This is a genomic window from Actinoplanes flavus, assembly GCF_017592555.1.
In the GTDB taxonomy this organism is placed as follows: domain Bacteria; phylum Actinomycetota; class Actinomycetes; order Mycobacteriales; family Micromonosporaceae; genus Actinoplanes; species Actinoplanes flavus.
On record NZ_JAGFNS010000030.1, the window covers coordinates 105,127 to 119,212 of the forward strand.

General features: G+C 71.8%; 18 protein-coding genes. 11 read left to right on the plus strand and 7 right to left on the minus strand.

The genetic code is table 11. The annotated features are described in order from the left end of the window. Window positions 1-7: 7 nt before the first annotated feature. The gene (locus J5X75_RS34925; RefSeq protein ID WP_208471906.1) at window positions 8-490 is read right to left on the minus strand and encodes a hypothetical protein; all 483 of its coding nucleotides are present in this window, start codon (window positions 488-490) and stop codon (window positions 8-10) included. 149 nt (window positions 491-639) lie between these two features. On the opposite strand from J5X75_RS34925, the gene J5X75_RS34930 reads away from it, so the two are divergent. The 4 genes from J5X75_RS34930 to J5X75_RS34945 are packed head-to-tail and all read left to right on the plus strand — an operon-like array spanning window position 640 to window position 4,085. Then, window positions 640-1,545, plus strand: coding sequence for an ATP-binding cassette domain-containing protein (locus J5X75_RS34930; protein ID WP_208471907.1), 906 nt, complete (start codon window positions 640-642; stop codon window positions 1,543-1,545). Then, on the plus strand, window positions 1,542-2,249 hold the full coding sequence (locus tag J5X75_RS34935; RefSeq protein ID WP_208471908.1) for a hypothetical protein: 708 nt from the start codon (window positions 1,542-1,544) through the stop codon (window positions 2,247-2,249). Before J5X75_RS34930 ends, J5X75_RS34935 begins: the two co-directional genes overlap by 4 nt. Before the next feature lie 10 nt (window positions 2,250-2,259). After that, window positions 2,260-3,438 carry a sensor histidine kinase gene (locus J5X75_RS34940; RefSeq protein WP_208471909.1) on the plus strand — a complete coding sequence of 393 codons (1,179 nt, stop codon included), beginning with the start codon at window positions 2,260-2,262 and terminating at the stop codon, window positions 3,436-3,438. Beyond that, window positions 3,435-4,085: a response regulator gene (locus J5X75_RS34945; protein WP_208471910.1), complete on the plus strand. Its 651-nt coding sequence runs from the start codon at window positions 3,435-3,437 to the stop codon at window positions 4,083-4,085. The genes J5X75_RS34940 and J5X75_RS34945 overlap by 4 nt, the downstream gene beginning before the upstream one ends. A gap of 12 nt (window positions 4,086-4,097) precedes the next feature. Here J5X75_RS34945 and chrA read toward each other — a convergent pair whose 3' ends face one another. Beyond that, window positions 4,098-5,483, minus strand: coding sequence for a chromate efflux transporter (gene chrA, locus J5X75_RS34950; RefSeq protein ID WP_208471911.1), 1,386 nt, complete (start codon window positions 5,481-5,483; stop codon window positions 4,098-4,100). Window positions 5,484-5,621: 138 nt separating this feature from the next. Here chrA and J5X75_RS34955 point away from each other — a divergent pair, with 138 nt between their 5' ends. The 5 genes from J5X75_RS34955 to J5X75_RS34975 all read left to right on the plus strand — a co-directional run bounded on the left by J5X75_RS34955 (window position 5,622) and on the right by J5X75_RS34975 (window position 8,995). Further along, a complete protein-coding gene (locus J5X75_RS34955; protein ID WP_208471912.1) occupies window positions 5,622-5,948 on the plus strand; it encodes a PadR family transcriptional regulator in 327 nt (108 codons plus the stop codon). Beyond that, entirely contained in the window at window positions 5,945-6,301 is a 357-nt protein-coding gene (locus J5X75_RS34960; protein ID WP_208471913.1) for a DUF1048 domain-containing protein, read from the plus strand. The genes J5X75_RS34955 and J5X75_RS34960 overlap by 4 nt, the downstream gene beginning before the upstream one ends. Window position 6,302: 1 nt before the next feature. Continuing rightward, the gene (locus tag J5X75_RS34965; RefSeq protein WP_208471914.1) at window positions 6,303-6,626 is read left to right on the plus strand and encodes a DUF1048 domain-containing protein; all 324 of its coding nucleotides are present in this window, start codon (window positions 6,303-6,305) and stop codon (window positions 6,624-6,626) included. A gap of 6 nt (window positions 6,627-6,632) precedes the next feature. Continuing rightward, the gene (locus J5X75_RS34970; RefSeq protein ID WP_208471915.1) at window positions 6,633-8,249 is read left to right on the plus strand and encodes a sensor domain-containing diguanylate cyclase; all 1,617 of its coding nucleotides are present in this window, start codon (window positions 6,633-6,635) and stop codon (window positions 8,247-8,249) included. An 83-nt stretch (window positions 8,250-8,332) separates the two neighbouring features. Further along, the gene (locus tag J5X75_RS34975; protein WP_208471916.1) at window positions 8,333-8,995 is read left to right on the plus strand and encodes a Type 1 glutamine amidotransferase-like domain-containing protein; all 663 of its coding nucleotides are present in this window, start codon (window positions 8,333-8,335) and stop codon (window positions 8,993-8,995) included. Here J5X75_RS34975 and J5X75_RS34980 read toward each other — a convergent pair whose 3' ends face one another. From J5X75_RS34980 to J5X75_RS34995, 4 genes are all read right to left on the minus strand, one after another. Continuing rightward, on the minus strand, window positions 8,996-9,406 hold the full coding sequence (locus J5X75_RS34980; protein WP_208471917.1) for a nuclear transport factor 2 family protein: 411 nt from the start codon (window positions 9,404-9,406) through the stop codon (window positions 8,996-8,998). It abuts the gene before it with no gap. Between the two features lie 268 nt (window positions 9,407-9,674). Next, complete coding sequence (locus tag J5X75_RS34985; protein WP_208471918.1) at window positions 9,675-10,157, minus strand: GNAT family N-acetyltransferase; 483 nt, start codon at window positions 10,155-10,157, stop codon at window positions 9,675-9,677. 126 nt (window positions 10,158-10,283) lie between these two features. Next, on the minus strand, window positions 10,284-11,171 hold the full coding sequence (locus tag J5X75_RS34990; RefSeq protein WP_208471919.1) for a sigma-70 family RNA polymerase sigma factor: 888 nt from the start codon (window positions 11,169-11,171) through the stop codon (window positions 10,284-10,286). Beyond that, window positions 11,168-11,539, minus strand: coding sequence for a VOC family protein (locus J5X75_RS34995; protein ID WP_208471920.1), 372 nt, complete (start codon window positions 11,537-11,539; stop codon window positions 11,168-11,170). Before J5X75_RS34995 ends, J5X75_RS34990 begins: the two co-directional genes overlap by 4 nt. Before the next feature lie 61 nt (window positions 11,540-11,600). On the opposite strand from J5X75_RS34995, the gene J5X75_RS35000 reads away from it, so the two are divergent. Beyond that, a complete protein-coding gene (locus J5X75_RS35000) occupies window positions 11,601-12,389 on the plus strand; it encodes a sulfite exporter TauE/SafE family protein (RefSeq protein WP_238490487.1) in 789 nt (262 codons plus the stop codon). Here the strand turns inward: J5X75_RS35000 and J5X75_RS35005 are convergent. Further along, on the minus strand, window positions 12,321-12,968 hold the full coding sequence (locus J5X75_RS35005) for a TetR/AcrR family transcriptional regulator (RefSeq protein ID WP_208471921.1): 648 nt from the start codon (window positions 12,966-12,968) through the stop codon (window positions 12,321-12,323). The two genes, J5X75_RS35000 and J5X75_RS35005, sit on opposite strands and share 69 nt — an antisense overlap. A 67-nt stretch (window positions 12,969-13,035) precedes the next feature. Between J5X75_RS35005 and J5X75_RS35010 the strand changes: the two genes are divergently transcribed. Then, on the plus strand, window positions 13,036-14,086 hold a 1,051-nt coding region (locus J5X75_RS35010; protein WP_238490488.1), incomplete at its 3' end, for a glycoside hydrolase family 113 protein.

Sequence of the window (14,086 nt, forward strand, 5' to 3'; positions counted from 1 at the left end):
GGCCGGATCAGCCCTGGGACAGCCCGTAGACCACGAGCCCGATGAGGGCGGCGACGATCGTCAGGCCGAACCACGTCATCGGGCGCTCCAGCAGCCGGGGGCCCGGATCCATCGGCTCCCGGCTGGGGCCGTACGGATTCGGCTGCGGCGCGTCCAGCCCGGCGACGTGCCGGCGGCGGATCAGGTTGATCAGGACGGTGATCGGCGTGATCACCAGGGACCCGTAGCCGTACCAGCCCTGCACCAGGGTCTTCGACGTCATCTGGCGGTAGGTGGCCAGGCCGCAGTCCCGGCAGAACGGCCCCTCGACGCTGAGGAACCGCATCACGATGATCATTCCTTGGTGCCCGCGGAAGGTGGTCTTCTTCGCCGGCACCGATCCGCACATCCGGCAGGCGACGACGGGCTGCTGCCCGAAGCCCGGCGCGGCGTACGGATGTGTCTGGACGGGGTCCGGATATGGGTGAGCCGGCGGCTGCGGCTGAGACATGTGCACCTCTGTAGCTGTGAAAAAGCTGTAAGCCGCGTCAGGGTACTGTCTGATCGATATCCGCGCACCCCCACCTAGGCCGAACGACATAGGTGGTCGCAGACCGTCGGGAGATGTGTGGCGGCGCCCGCCCGGCGAGGCTGGATGCCATGATCGAACTTCAAGATCTGACCAAACGGTACGGCGACCGCACGGCCGTCGACCATGTCACCGTGACGGTCCCGTCGGGCCGGGTCACAGCGCTGCTGGGGCCCAACGGGGCGGGCAAGTCCACGATCATGCGGCTGGTCCTGGGGCTGGACCGGCCCACCTCCGGCACGGCGCTGGTCGGCGGGCGGCGCTACACCGAACTGCGGAACCCGCTGCGGCTGGTCGGGGCGCACCTGGACGCCCGCGCCTTCCACCCGCGGCGCAGTGGCCGGGCCGGGCTGCTGGCGCTCGCCCGGTACAACGGCTTCTCCCCGGCCCGGGTGCGGGAGGTGATCGACGAGGTGGGCATCGGCGCGGTCGCCGGAAAGCCGGCCGGGACGTACTCGCTGGGCATGGCGCAGCGGCTCGGCATCGCCGGGGCGATGCTGGGCGACCCGGGCACGGTGCTGCTCGACGAGCCGGTCAACGGCCTGGACGCCGACGGGGTGCGCTGGGTGCGGGCGCTGCTGCGCCGGTGGGCCGGCGAGGGCCGTACCGTGCTGCTGTCCAGCCATCTGATCGGCGAGGTGGAGCTGATCGCGGACCGGGTCGTGGTGATCGGCCGGGGCCGGCTGCTCGCCGACGCGACGCCGGCCGCGTTCACCGCGGGCCAGGAGGCGGTCGTCGACGTGGCGGCCGCCGACGAGCACTCGTTCACGCTGCTCACGGAGGCGCTGGGCGCGCACGCGGAGCGCACCGGCGCGGACCGGCTGCGGGTACGCGGCCTGGACGCGGCGACGGTGGGCCGCCGCGCGCAGCACGCCGGTGCGGTGTTGCGTGAGCTGCGTACCGACGCCCCCGGCCTGGAGGAGGCGTACGTGCGCCTGGTCGAGGACGAGACCGAGTACGTGGCGGTGACCCGATGAGGAACGCGTTCACCGCCGAGTGGGGCAAGCTCTGGTCGCTGCGGTCGCCGTGGTTCTGTGTCGCCGCCTCGGTGCTGCTCACCGCGATCCTGGCGTCGACCCTGGCCAACGACTTCGCGCACGACATCAGGATGGGCCGGCTGCCGGAGTCCGCCACCCTGCCCGTGCTGGAGCCGCTGGTCCAGGCCGTACAGGTCGGGCAGCTCGCCGTGGTGGCCGCGGCGATGCTGATGGTCACCGCCGAGTACGCCACCGGCACGATCCGGTCCACCCTTCTGGCCCGGCCACGCCGGGGTGACGTGCTGCTGGCCAAGACCGCGGTCGCCGTGGTGGTCGGGTTCGGGGCCGGGCTGGCCTGCGCGGCCGCCGGTTGGCAGGCCGCCGCGCTGGCGCTGGGCTCGCACGCGGTGCCCGGCGAGCCGGTCGCCGACGCGCTGCGGCTCGCCGTGGTCGTGGCGGTCGCCTGCGGATTCACCACGGCGGTCGGGTTCCTGCTGCGCAGCGGGGTGGGCACGCTGACCACGATGGTGGTCCTGCTGCTCGGGCTCCAGATGATCAGCCAGCGGGTCGGGGTCTTCCTGCCCGCCCAGGCCGCGGTGCGGTTCGCCGCCGGCGACGGCGTACGTCATCTGCTGGTCCTGGCGGTCTGGGCGGTGGCCGCCTGGTTCGCCGCGCGGCTGCTGCTGATCCGCCGCGACGCCTAAGGTAGCGGGCATGCACGGGTGGGGGCAGTGGTACGCGCTCGCCGCGACGGTCGTGGTCGTCGTCTGCCACCTGGGCGGGCGGCGCGGGTGGGCCGGGCCGGTGGTCGTGCTGCTGTGCGGCGTCGAGGTGGCCGCCGCGATCGCCGTCGCGCACGGTCAGGACACCGTGTCGTGGCTGGTCGACCAGGCGGTCGTGGTGCTCGCCGTGTTCGCGGCGCTGACCGGCGCCTACCGCAGGCTGCGGCGGGAGTTCGTCGAGCAGGGCTGGGCGCAGGCCCGTGCCGCGCGGTTGCGGGAGCGCGCCCGGATCGCCGCCGACCTGCACGACACGCTGGGACACGACCTCACCCTGCTGTCGTTGCGGGCGGCGGGCCTGCAGGTGACGGCGCCGGACGAGCCGACCCGGGAGCAGGCCGCGGCGTTGCGGGCGGGGTCGGCGGCGGCGATCGACACCGTACGCCGGATCGTCGACCTTCTCGACGTGGAGGCGGAGGCGGATGTGGTGGCCGTGCTCGACCGGGCCTGCGCCGCCGGGATGACCGTGGCGGTGACCGGTGACCCGCCGGCCGACCGGTTTCTGGCCAGACTGGTGTCGGAGGCGCTGTCCAACGCCGCGCGGCACGCGCCGGGCGCCCCGGTGACCGTCGCGTTCAGCGGCCGCCGGGTGGAGATCGTCAACCCGGTGGCACCGCAGGGGCCGCCGCAACGAGCGGGAACCGGGCTGTCCGCGCTGGCGGCCCGGGTGCGGCGTGCGGGTGGCTCGCTGGCCGCCGACCGGGTGGACGGCCGGTTCCGGCTGGTCGCCGAGATTCCGCCGGGTGTCGACGAGGACCACGGGAGCCGCGACTACGACAGCGGCCGGCTGCGGATCCGGCGGATGCTGGCCGGCACCGTCCTGATTCCCGGCGCGGTGCTGGTGGTGGTCGCGACCGGCTTCTACACCTGGGCGGTCCGGGACGCGTCGATGGAACCGGGGACGTTCGCGGCGTTGCGGGTCGGCATGCCACGCGCCGCGGCGGTCGCCCTTCTGCCGGCGCGCGAGGCGCCGGTCCGTTTCGAGCGGGGGTACGGCCCCGGCTGCCACTACTACACCGATGGGAACTATCCGCTGGCGTACGGGAACTATGTCGTCTGCTTCGACGGTGACCGTGTCGTGCGGTTGCATGACCGCACCGGGCGTACCGCATGATCCGGGTCTTGATCGCCGACGATCAACCGCTGGTCCGGGCCGGGCTGCGCACCGTGCTCGCCACCGATCCCGGCCTGGAGATCGTGGCGGAGGCTCAGGACGGCCGGTCGGCGCTGGAGGCGGTCGGGCGGTGGCGGCCGGACGTGGCGCTGCTCGACATCCGGATGCCCGGTATGGACGGTTTGACCACGGCCGAGTCGATCCGCGCCCGGCACCCGGCCGTCCGCATCATGATCATCACGACGTTCGACGAGGACCGGTACATCGCCCGTGCCCTGCGGACCGGCGTGCACGGGTTCCTGCTCAAGTCCGGGGATCCGTACGAGCTGATCGCCGGGGTGAAGGCCGTGATGAACGGTGGAACGGTGCTGGCGCCCCCGGTCGCCCACCGGATCGTCGGCCTTCTGCACGGCCGGGAGATCCAGGACCGGCTGGCCGCCCGGACCGCCGTGCAGGGCCTCACCCCGCGGGAACGCGACGTGCTCGCGCTGCTCGGCGCCGGCCTGTCGAACGCGGAGATCGGGCAGCGGCTGCACGTGGCCGAGGGCACCGTGAAGATCCACGTCAGCGCGCTGCTCGGCAAACTCGGGCTGGCCAACCGGGTGCAGGCTGCCGTCTACGCCTACCGGGCCGGGCTCACCGGCTGAACCGGACGATCGCTAGGTTCCGGGCAGGCCGGCCAGCCCGGCGGCCAGTCCGAGCAGGGCGCAGACGCCGAGGACCCGCAGGACCGACCATTTCACCGTGAAGATCAGCACGCTGGCGATGACCGTGATGGCCAGCGGTGTCCAGCGGATGGTCTCCAGGTGGGGGATCTGCATGTTCAGCGGGCCGGCGGTGATCGTGCCGGTCTCGGCGAAGAGGGTGTGGACGGCGAAGTAGAGGCCGAGGTTGGCGATGACGCCGACCACCGCGGCGGTGATGCCGGTGAGTGCCGCGGACAGGGCGGTGTTGCCGCGCAGCCGTTCCACATAGGGGGCGCCGAGCAGGATGAACAGGAAGCATGGCACGAACGTGACCCAGGTGGTGAGCAGCGACGCGATCACGCCGGCCGCCCACGGGTCGAGGCCGCCGGGGTGGTGGTAGGCGCCCAGGAACGCGACGAACTGGACCACCATGATCAGTGGGCCGGGGGTGGTCTCGGCCAGGGCCAGGCCGCGGACCATGTCGCCGGCGGACAGCCAGGCGTAGTGCTCGACGGCCCGCTGGGCGACGAAGGCGAGGACCGCGTACGCGCCGCCGAAGGTGACTACGGCCGTGCCGGAGAAGAACAGGCCCTGCTGGGTGAAGACACTGCCCACGCCGGTGACGGCGGCGACCAGCGCGACCGGAAGCAGCCACACCAGCAGGCCGACGGCCAGGATGGTCAGGCCCCGGCGGGCGGACGGCTGATCGTGGTGCAGGGCGTCGTCGGAGATCAGCGGCTCCGGGCCGTCGGAGGTGCCGCCACCACCGTGACCACCGCCGGTGACCAGGGCCGGGCGGTAGCGGTGCACCAGCCAGGCGGCCAGGGCCGCGACGGCGATGACGATCGGAAACGGTACGCCGAACACCGCGAGCGCCCCGAACGCCGCGACCGCGAACCCGATCAGCGCCGGATTGTTCAGCGCCCGGCTGCCGACCCGCCACACCGCCTGCGCGACGATCGCGACCACGGCCGGGGCCAGCCCGGCGAAGATGGCGGTGACCACCCGGGTGTCGCCGTAACCGACGTAGATCGCCGACAGCGCCAGCAGGGCGATCATGCCGGGCAGCACGAACAGGGTGCCCGCCACGAGACCGCCGCGCAGGCCGTTGAGCAGCCAGCCGACGTAGATGGCCAGCTGCTGGGCCTCCGGGCCGGGCAGCAGCATGCAGTAGTTCAGCGCGTGCAGGAACCGGTGCTGGCCGATCCAGCGGCGCTCGTCGACCAGATGCCGTTGCATCACGGCGATCTGGCCGGCCGGGCCGCCGAAGGTCTGCAGGGAGATCGCGAACCAGGCGCGTACCGCTTCCCGGAACGGGACGACGTCGCGTGTGCCGGTTCCGCTCGTTACCTCAGGCATCACCCCGGATGTAACCACGGTGGCTTCCGGTTCGGCAATCCACTCACCCCCCACGCCCGCCGCCTCGACGCGGTATTCGGTGGTACCGTATAGTGGTACCCGGTAATACGAGGTACCGAGACCCGTGGAGGAGCCGCGATGGAGGACCTGACCGAGATGCTGAAAGGGACCCTCGAAGGCTGCGTCCTCGAGATCATCGCCGGCGAGGAGACCTACGGGTACGCCATCACCCGCCGGCTCAACGACCTGGGCTTCACCGACGTCATCGACGGCACCGTCTACACCATCCTGCTGCGCCTGGAGCGCAACGGCCTGGTCCAGGTCACGAAACGGCGATCCGAGGTGGGCCCGCCGCGCAAGTTCTACACGCTGAACGAGGCCGGCCGCCGGGAACTGGCCACATTCTGGACCAAGTGGGAGTACGTCTCCGCACGCATCGACAGGCTCAAGGAGGCCCGCGGATGAGCTTCTGGGAAACCGTCACCGGCAGCGACCTCACCCGGGAATGGCAGGCGTTCGACACCCGGGCACAGGCGCTGCCGGCCGACCACCGGGCGGCGTGGCAGGAGATCACGAACGGTCTCCAGCCCTACACGAACTTCTCCGGCCGCAACCTGCTGCCGATCGTCGACGCCGCCCTCGGCCTGCTCGAGGAGGCCGCCGCCGACGGACAGAGCGCCCACGAGGTGCTCGGCGACGACATCCCGGGCTTCTGCGCGGCGCTCGCCGGCGGCGAGGGCGCCCGCACCCAACGCGACCGGTGGCGCGAACAACTGAACCGCAACGTCGCACGCAAACTGGCCAGACTGGGAGGCTGATATGGGCATTCACGACCTCATCGAGGGCAAGCGGCAATGGCGGGCGCACACGGCCCGGGTCAAGGCCCTCCCGCCCGACTACCGGATCGTCTACCAGGAGATGCAGCGCTACCTGTTCAAGGTCGGGCCGGTCGACCTCGCCGACGGCCCACTGCTCCCCGGCATCGTCGACTTCTTCGAGGAGGGCGCCGCGGCCGGCCAACCGGTCCTGAAGGTCACCGGCCGGGACGTCGCCGCCTTCTGCGACGAGCTGATCAAGGACTCCCCCACCTACGCGGACCTCTACCAGCAATCCCTCAAGAAGCAGGCCCGGCCGCCGATGTAGACACGTGTGCCCGACAACCAGATGAAGCCCGACGACCTGGATGCCGTGTTCGCAGCCGTGGTGGCACAGCACCCGGACGCCTTCATCTCGGCCATCGGAGTGAACGGGCTGTTCGTGCCGATACCTCGAGAGGTCGCCGGCACCGGGCTGCGCCCGATCGAGAGCGCGTCGTCCATGCTCGGCCTGGCCGTCGCCGACGACCACCGGCTGGTCATCGACGCCTGGTCCGCGGCGGTCACCGACGGCGTGGCCAACTGCCTGGTCCACCTGATCGCGGCACCCGACCGTCTGGCGCGGATGCACTTCATCGACATGACCCACCGGTTCGGCGCCTACGTCGGCATCATCAGCGGATCGGGTCTCGCCGCGGAGCTCACCCTGCAACCCGAGCTCGTCCGCCCCCGCCTGGTCACGATGCACAAGAGCCCGGTCTCGGTGGTCACCGAGGTCGGCCCCGAGATCACCGAACTGCTCGGCTGGGCGCCCGCCGAACTCGTCGGACAGCGCACCCTCGAACTCGTCCACCCCGACGACCAGCAGCGGGCCATCGCCAGCTGGATGGACATGCTGAGCACCCCGCACGGCTCGGCCCGCCGGGTCCGGCTGCGGCACCTTCACCGCGACGGCCGCACCGTCTGGTTCGAGGTGACCAACCACAACTTCCTCGCCGACCCCGACGATCCCCGCGTGGTCGCCGAGATGCTCGACATCTCCGACGAGATGGCGGCCCAGGAGGCGGTCCGCGCCGCCGAGCAGCTGATGCGCCGGCTCACCGAGACCATCCCCCTGGCCATCCTCCAGACCGCCCACGACGGCCGGATCACCTTCCTCAACGAACGCGCCGCCCACCAGGTGAGAACCCAGGCCGGCGACATCCTCGCGGACGCCCTCCTGAAACTGGCCGAGCCGGCCGACCGGTCCCGCGTCGCCGACGCCCTCACCGGCGTCCTGGCCGGTGCGGACACCGACCTCGAGTACGGCCACCGCGAACCGGGCGCCGGCAACCGCCGGATCCGGGCCAACCTGCGGGCGCTGACCGACGACTCCGGCGCCGTCACCGGGGCGATCGTCTGCCTCGCCGACGTCACCGAAGAGGCGCTGCTACGCGAACGGCTGTGGCGCCAGGCCACCTTCGACGCGCTGACCGGCTGCCACAACCGGGCCGCCACCGTGGCCGCCCTGGACGAGGCCCTCCAGACCGCGGACGAGCACGCCGGCACCGCGGTGGTCTTCCTCGACCTCAATTCCTTCAAACCCATCAACGACCGGTACGGCCACGCCGCCGGCGACCTGCTGCTGAGTCACGTGGCGGCCAGTCTGCGCAGCGCCGTACCGCCCGGCGCCATCGTGGGCCGCATCGGCGGCGACGAGTTTGTGGCCGTCTGCCGCGACGTGGCCGACCGCGAACACGCCGACCGGATCGGCGCCGACCTGCTCGCCGCGCTCAGCGCCGCCCGGGTCCGGATCGGCGGCCACCACCTGGTGCCGCAGGCCAGCCTGGGCGTCGCCTGGTCCCCGTACGGCACGGGCGACTCCGACGAACTGCTGGCCCAGGCCGACGCCGCCATGTACGCGGTCAAACGCACCCGCACCGACTCCCCCACCCTCAGCCACGCCGGTTAGCCGCCGGAGGGGCCTTCCGGATCCGATGTCCGCACTACGATCGACGCGGCACGATTCCTGATCCTCTCGGACTGGAGGGCACGGTGAAGCTTCTGCTCACCTCGGGCGGGGTCACCAATCCGAGCATCAGCGCGGCACTCGTCGAGCTTCTCGGCAAGCCGATCGCCGAGTGCCACGCCCTCTGCATCCCGACCGCCCAGTGGGGGCATCCGGCGTGCGGCCCGAAGTCGGTGCGGGGCCTCGTCGCCGCCACCACCGGATTCGAGCACCTGACCGGCCTGGGCTGGGCATCAGTCGGGGTCCTCGAACTCACCGCGCTGCCCACCATCGGCGAACAACGCTGGATCCCTTGGGTCCGGGAAGCCGACGTGCTCCTGGTCGACGGCGGCGACGCGACCTACCTGTCCCACTGGATGCGCGAATCCGGGCTGGCCGATCTGCTGCCGTCGCTGCCCGACACGGTCTGGGTGGGGGTGAGCGCCGGAAGCATGGTGATGACGCCCCGCATCGGGACGTACTTCGTCGAGTGGCCGTCCGCCCCCGACGACCGCACCCTGGGCGTCGTCGACTTCTCGATCTTCCCGCACCTGGACCTCTTCCCGACGAACACCATGGACCACGCCGAGCGATGGGCCGCCGACCTCGACGTCCCGTCCTACGTCATCGACGAACAGACCGCCATCAAGGTCGTCGACGGCACCGTCGAGGTGATCTCGGAAGGCCGATGGAGGAAATTCCGGCCATAGTCACGTCACCACCGATGGCGGCTCCGCGAAGTAGTCGCGGAGACGGGCGATCCGGCCGTCGCGGAGGCGGAAGATCTGGACCAGGGACATCGTCCGGCTCCCGGCCGGGTCGTCGAAGACGACGTCGATCTCGGCAATGAAGACGTCGGGATCGCCGGTCTCGTGCAGAACGTAGGCGGACCGTTCAGCGTTCATCCTGCCCGGCTGCGCCGGAAGCCGGTGATACTCGGCGATTCCGTCCCGGATCGCGTCGCGGCCCACCAGGGGCCGGTGCAACGGATGGCCGACGGGGACCAACGGCGCCTCGAACACGCCGTCCTCGGTGAACATCTCGGCGATCGCATCCGGATTCCGGGTGACCGCACCGGCGTACACATACCGTTCGAAGATCTCTCGATGTGTCAGCTCCACTCTCCACTCTATCCCGCACCGGGTGCCGGGGCCGAGCGTTCGATGCCGTTCCCGGCCGACGGGCGGTCCCTCTCCCGCTCTGACCTTGCAGCACCGATGACGACGGGCCCGCACCGTTACCGCGGTGCGGGCCCGTCTCCGTGCTGAATCGCGCCTATCTGGACAGAACCAGGTCGACGACCGCCGGATCGCTCGGGCTGTCACCGTTCATCCTCGCCATCAGCATGATCGGCTCAGTGCCCTTCCCTGCCGGAAACGAATCCGCCGGTTACAGGCGGCGGTAATAGGTGACCAGCGGGAACGGCGTGCATCCCAGGCTCGCGTAGAGATCACGGGCCGGCGCGTGGAAGTCGTCGCCACCGGTGCCGATCGTCACGACCTCGGCGCCGGCCTGCTGGAGCCGCTCGAACGCGTACTCGCACAGCGCCGTGCCGACGCCCGCCCGGCGGCTGGCCGCCGACACCGCGACGTGGGTGATCTCGCCGTTGCGGGCGGCGGGCACGACCGTCCAGGCGACGAACCCGCCGATCCGGCCGTCGATCTCAGCGACCGCGACGTGCCTGTGCGCGTCCGGCGCGTGCAGGCGCGGGATCTGCTCGGCGTACTCCTGCCGCCAGCCGGCGTCCTGGTTGGCGAAGATCTCCTCGCCGACCGCGGGCCGGAAGGACTCCTCGTGGAACGGCCCGAACACGTCGACGGCCAGCCCCACGACGGTGGCCACATCACTTTCGGACAGAGAACGGATGAACATGTGTCTGCCTCTCGGGGAGTCGATACCAGCAAAAAATGGGCATCAACCGGCCGCGACGCAGCGAGCCGTGACTCGTCTGACCAGCGACCGGTCAGACGAGGCGGGTGCGATTGGCGGCAAACAATGTCATGCCGGCACCGTACCAGGACCGGCCGGCCCGGGCGCGGCCCAGTGCAGAGCGGCGAGCCTCGCCGGGTCGGTGAGGATGTGGATGGCGGCGATCCGGCCTTCGGCGACCGCGAAGGCGACGGCCGAGAGCGGCGTCCCGTCGGCACGCAGGGAGACGTGCCCGGGGCGGCCGCCGAGCAGCACCGGACGATGGCTGGCCACGTCGCCGCCGAACCGGCGGGCGCCGGCCGCGACCTCGGTGGCGCCGATGGTGACGATCACGCCGTCGGGCGTGTCCACGGTCAGCTTCACGTTCGGGTCCAGAACCCGCAGCAGCGCCTCGAAATCGCCGGCGAGGGCGGCGGCCCGGAACGCCGCGACCACCCGCTGATGCTCGCGGCCGGGGCCCACCGGCCGGTCCGTGGCACGGACCTTCCGGCGGGCGCGGCTGGCGAGCATCTTGGTCGCGTCGGCCGACTTGCCGAGGATCTGCCCGATCTCCTGGAACGGCACCCCGAACGTGTCGTGCAGGACGAACGCCAGCCGTTCGCTCGGGGTGAGCGAGTCGAGCACCACGAGCAGGGCGACACCGACCGCGTCGGCCAGCATCGCCTGCTCGTCCGGCTCCGGCTCCCCGGCGGGCGTCACCTCGAGGCCGTACTCGCTCTCGGGGTGTGCTCGCCGGGATCGCAGCAGGTCCAGGCTGAGGCGGCCGACCACCGTGGTCAGCCACCCGGCCAGGTTGTCGATGGCCGTCGCGTCCTGCCGGACGAGGCGGATCCACGCCTCCTGGACCACGTCCTCGGCGTCGGCGTGCGAGCCCAGCATCCGGTACGCGACGGCGCGCAGCCGGTCACGTTGGGCTTCGAACATCTCGGCCGACAGGCCGGACGGCTCATCGGTCATCGGGTGCGCCGCTCCCGGAGCGCGATCCGGTTGCCGTCCGGGTCGATGGCCTCGACGCGGACGCCGAACGGATAATCCGCCGGTTCACCCTCGAAGGCGACGCCGCGCCCCCGCATGACCTCGACGTCCTTGCGCAGGTCGTCGGATTCGAGGAACACCGGGCTGGGCGTGCCCGGGACTCCGGCGGCCGCCGGGTGCGGCCAGAGGAGCAGCTGGACCGGGCTGCCGGGGACGCCGACGGTGAGGAAACGGCCCTGGGGCCCCGGGTGGTCGATGCGCTTCTCCAGGCCGAGGCCCTCGGTGTAGAACTCCAGCGCGCGGTCCTGGTCGGTGACGTTCAGCGTCACGTACATGAGGTTGATCAGCATACCCGCATGACGAGCAGCGCCCGGGAAAGGTAACAAGGGGCCGGACACTAATATGTCGATCATGCTGAGCTGGCAGACCGGACTCAGCGGTTTCCTCGCCGGACTCCTGATCTCGATCGTCACCGCGCCGGTCGGGGTGTCCGGCGCGGTGTTCCTGCTGTCGGTGCAGCTCAGTGTGCTGAACGTGCCCAGTCCGGCGGTCACTCCCACGAACCTGCTGTACAACGTCGTCTCCGGGCCGGGCGCGCTGGCCCGTTACCGCCGCAACGGGCAGCTCACCGGCCCGCTGGCCCGGCTGCTGATCGCGGGCACGGTCCCCGGCGTGATCGTGGGCGCGCTGATCCGGGTCTTCGCCATCCCGGGGCCCCGGGTCTTCCGGCTGGTCGCGGCCGCGGTGCTGCTTCCGCTCGGTCTGTGGCTCTGTGCGCGGGCGGTGCGTCCCGGCGTACGTGATCGGCCGCCGTTGTCGCGGCGCACCGTCCTCGGGTTGAGCATCGTCACCGGTACGGTCGGCGGTGTCTACGGCATCGGCGGCGGCTCGATTCTCGGCCCGATCCTGGCCGGCCGCGGCATCCCGATGTCCCGGATCGCGCCGGCCGCGCTGGCCTGCACCTTCGTCACCTCGATCGTCGGCGCGTCCACCTACGGCGTTCTCGCCCTGGTCACCACCGGCGACATCGCCCCGCACTGGGGTCTCGGTCTGCTCTGCGGCGCGGGCGGCCTGGTCGGCGGCTACCTGGGCGCCCGGCTCCAGCCGCACCTGCCGGAGCGGGCCCTGCGCCTACTGCTGGGCGTGCTCGCCACCGCCCTCGCGGTTCTCTATCTGGTTCAGGGCCTGACGTCGGCCTGAGCCGCGGCCGTGGACGAGCGGCAGGAACACCTCGTCCACGATTTCGGTCAGCACCTGGTCGGGCACCGAGGGGAGGCCGCGCGTCACGTACTCGGCGCGCAGCAGCATCATCGGTGTGGTCGCGACTCGCAGGTGCACGGCCGCGGCCGGCGCCTCGCCCCGTGCGGCGGCGCGTCGCAGCATGGTGAGCCAGGCCCGGTCCATGGTGTCCGCGCCGGACCGTTCGCGCATGAGGGTGAGCAGTTCCGGGTCGTCGGCCGCGGCGGCGAGCAGCCCGCGCAGGATGGCGCCGTACGGTGAGGACCACGTCTCGTTGGCCTGTCGCAGCATCGCCAGGGCGTCGCCGCGGAGGCTGCCGGTGTCGGGGTCGGGCATGACGGCGTCGGTGAGGTGCCGGTAGGCCGCGATGCCGAGCGCGGCCCGGTGGGGCCATCTGCGGTAGATGGCGTTCTTGTTGGTTCCGGCCCGGGCGGCGACCCGGTCCATGGTCATTCCCGGGTATCCGGATTCGCGGAGTTCCTCGGCGGCCGCGTGCAGGATCGCCCGCTCCAGTTCCTCGCCTCGGCGCCTCGTGCTCACGTCTTGCAGGGTACTGGACGTACCGTATACGGTACGCGCCGTACCTTAAAAGTGAGGGGAACCGCTGATGCGCGTCTTCGGCATGAACTACGACACCGGCTTCGTCAGCGCCGGGTCGACCACCCACGAGCCTTTCGACCCCGAGACGGTACGGCGTGACCTGCACGTCATCCGCGACGAACTGCACTGCGACGCCGTCCGCGTCAGCGGCGGCGTCCAGGACCGGCTCGAACTGACCGCCCGCCTGGCCGCCGAAGCCGGGCTCGAGGTCTGGTACTGCCCGTTCACCAACGGCCTCGACCGCGATCAGTTGACCGCGTTCCTGCTCGACGGCGCCGAGCGGGCCGAACGGCTGCGGCGCACCGGCGCCCGGGTCGTCTACCTGACCGGCTCCGAGATCGCCCTGTTCACCGACGGCTTCCTGCCCGGTCGCGACCTGACCGAGCGCATGGCCGTGTTCACCGACCCGATGCGGATGCGGGAGGCGGTCCCGGCCGCCCGCGCCGCGGTCCGCGACTTCCTGGCCGAGGTGGTCCCCGCGGTGCGCGAGCGGTTCGGCGGCCCGATCGGATACGCCTCGATCCCCCTCGAGGACGTCGACTGGTCGCTGTTCGACATCATCGCCAGCGACGCCGGCTACCGGGACGCCACCAACGCCGCCACCTTTCCGCAGAGCCTGGCGGCCGCGGTGGGCCAGGGCAAACCCTACGCGGCCACCGAATTCGGCTGCTGCACCTTCCGGGGCGCGGCCGCCGTCGCGGGGGCGACCGAGCCGGTGACGTTCGACGAGCACGGCCGGGCCGCGAAACTCACCGCCGGCCTGGAACGCGACGAGCAGGAGCAGGCCCGGTACGTGATGGACCTGCTGCACGACTACGAGGCCGGCGGCGTGGAGGCGGCGTTCGTCTACACCTTCGCCAACCGTCACCTGCCGACCACCGGCGACCCGGCCCTCGACTTCGACCTGGCCGCCCGCGGCATCGTCCGGGTCCTGCCGGACGGCTCGTGGACCCCGAAGGCCGCCTTCCACGCCCTGGCCGCCTACGGCCGCGGGGGGGGGGGGGGGGGGGGGGGCCCCCCCGGGGGGGGGGGGGGGCCCCGGCGGCCGGCGGATGGGG

What these genes read in the sequence shown, in the direction of transcription:
- J5X75_RS34925 (WP_208471906.1), bottom strand. Translation starts at nt 490, where the DNA reads ATGTCTCAGCCGCAGCCGCCGGCTCACCCATATCCGGACCCCGTCCAG.
- J5X75_RS34930 (WP_208471907.1), top strand. Translation starts at nt 640, where the DNA reads ATGATCGAACTTCAAGATCTGACCAAACGGTACGGCGACCGCACGGCC.
- J5X75_RS34935 (WP_208471908.1), top strand. Translation starts at nt 1,542, where the DNA reads ATGAGGAACGCGTTCACCGCCGAGTGGGGCAAGCTCTGGTCGCTGCGG.
- J5X75_RS34940 (WP_208471909.1), top strand. Translation starts at nt 2,260, where the DNA reads ATGCACGGGTGGGGGCAGTGGTACGCGCTCGCCGCGACGGTCGTGGTC.
- J5X75_RS34945 (WP_208471910.1), top strand. Translation starts at nt 3,435, where the DNA reads ATGATCCGGGTCTTGATCGCCGACGATCAACCGCTGGTCCGGGCCGGG.
- chrA (WP_208471911.1), bottom strand. Translation starts at nt 5,483, where the DNA reads ATGCCTGAGGTAACGAGCGGAACCGGCACACGCGACGTCGTCCCGTTC.
- J5X75_RS34955 (WP_208471912.1), top strand. Translation starts at nt 5,622, where the DNA reads ATGGAGGACCTGACCGAGATGCTGAAAGGGACCCTCGAAGGCTGCGTC.
- J5X75_RS34960 (WP_208471913.1), top strand. Translation starts at nt 5,945, where the DNA reads ATGAGCTTCTGGGAAACCGTCACCGGCAGCGACCTCACCCGGGAATGG.
- J5X75_RS34965 (WP_208471914.1), top strand. Translation starts at nt 6,303, where the DNA reads ATGGGCATTCACGACCTCATCGAGGGCAAGCGGCAATGGCGGGCGCAC.
- J5X75_RS34985 (WP_208471918.1), bottom strand. Translation starts at nt 10,157, where the DNA reads ATGTTCATCCGTTCTCTGTCCGAAAGTGATGTGGCCACCGTCGTGGGG.
- J5X75_RS34990 (WP_208471919.1), bottom strand. Translation starts at nt 11,171, where the DNA reads ATGACCGATGAGCCGTCCGGCCTGTCGGCCGAGATGTTCGAAGCCCAA.
- J5X75_RS34995 (WP_208471920.1), bottom strand. Translation starts at nt 11,539, where the DNA reads ATGCTGATCAACCTCATGTACGTGACGCTGAACGTCACCGACCAGGAC.
- J5X75_RS35000 (WP_238490487.1), top strand. Translation starts at nt 11,601, where the DNA reads ATGCTGAGCTGGCAGACCGGACTCAGCGGTTTCCTCGCCGGACTCCTG.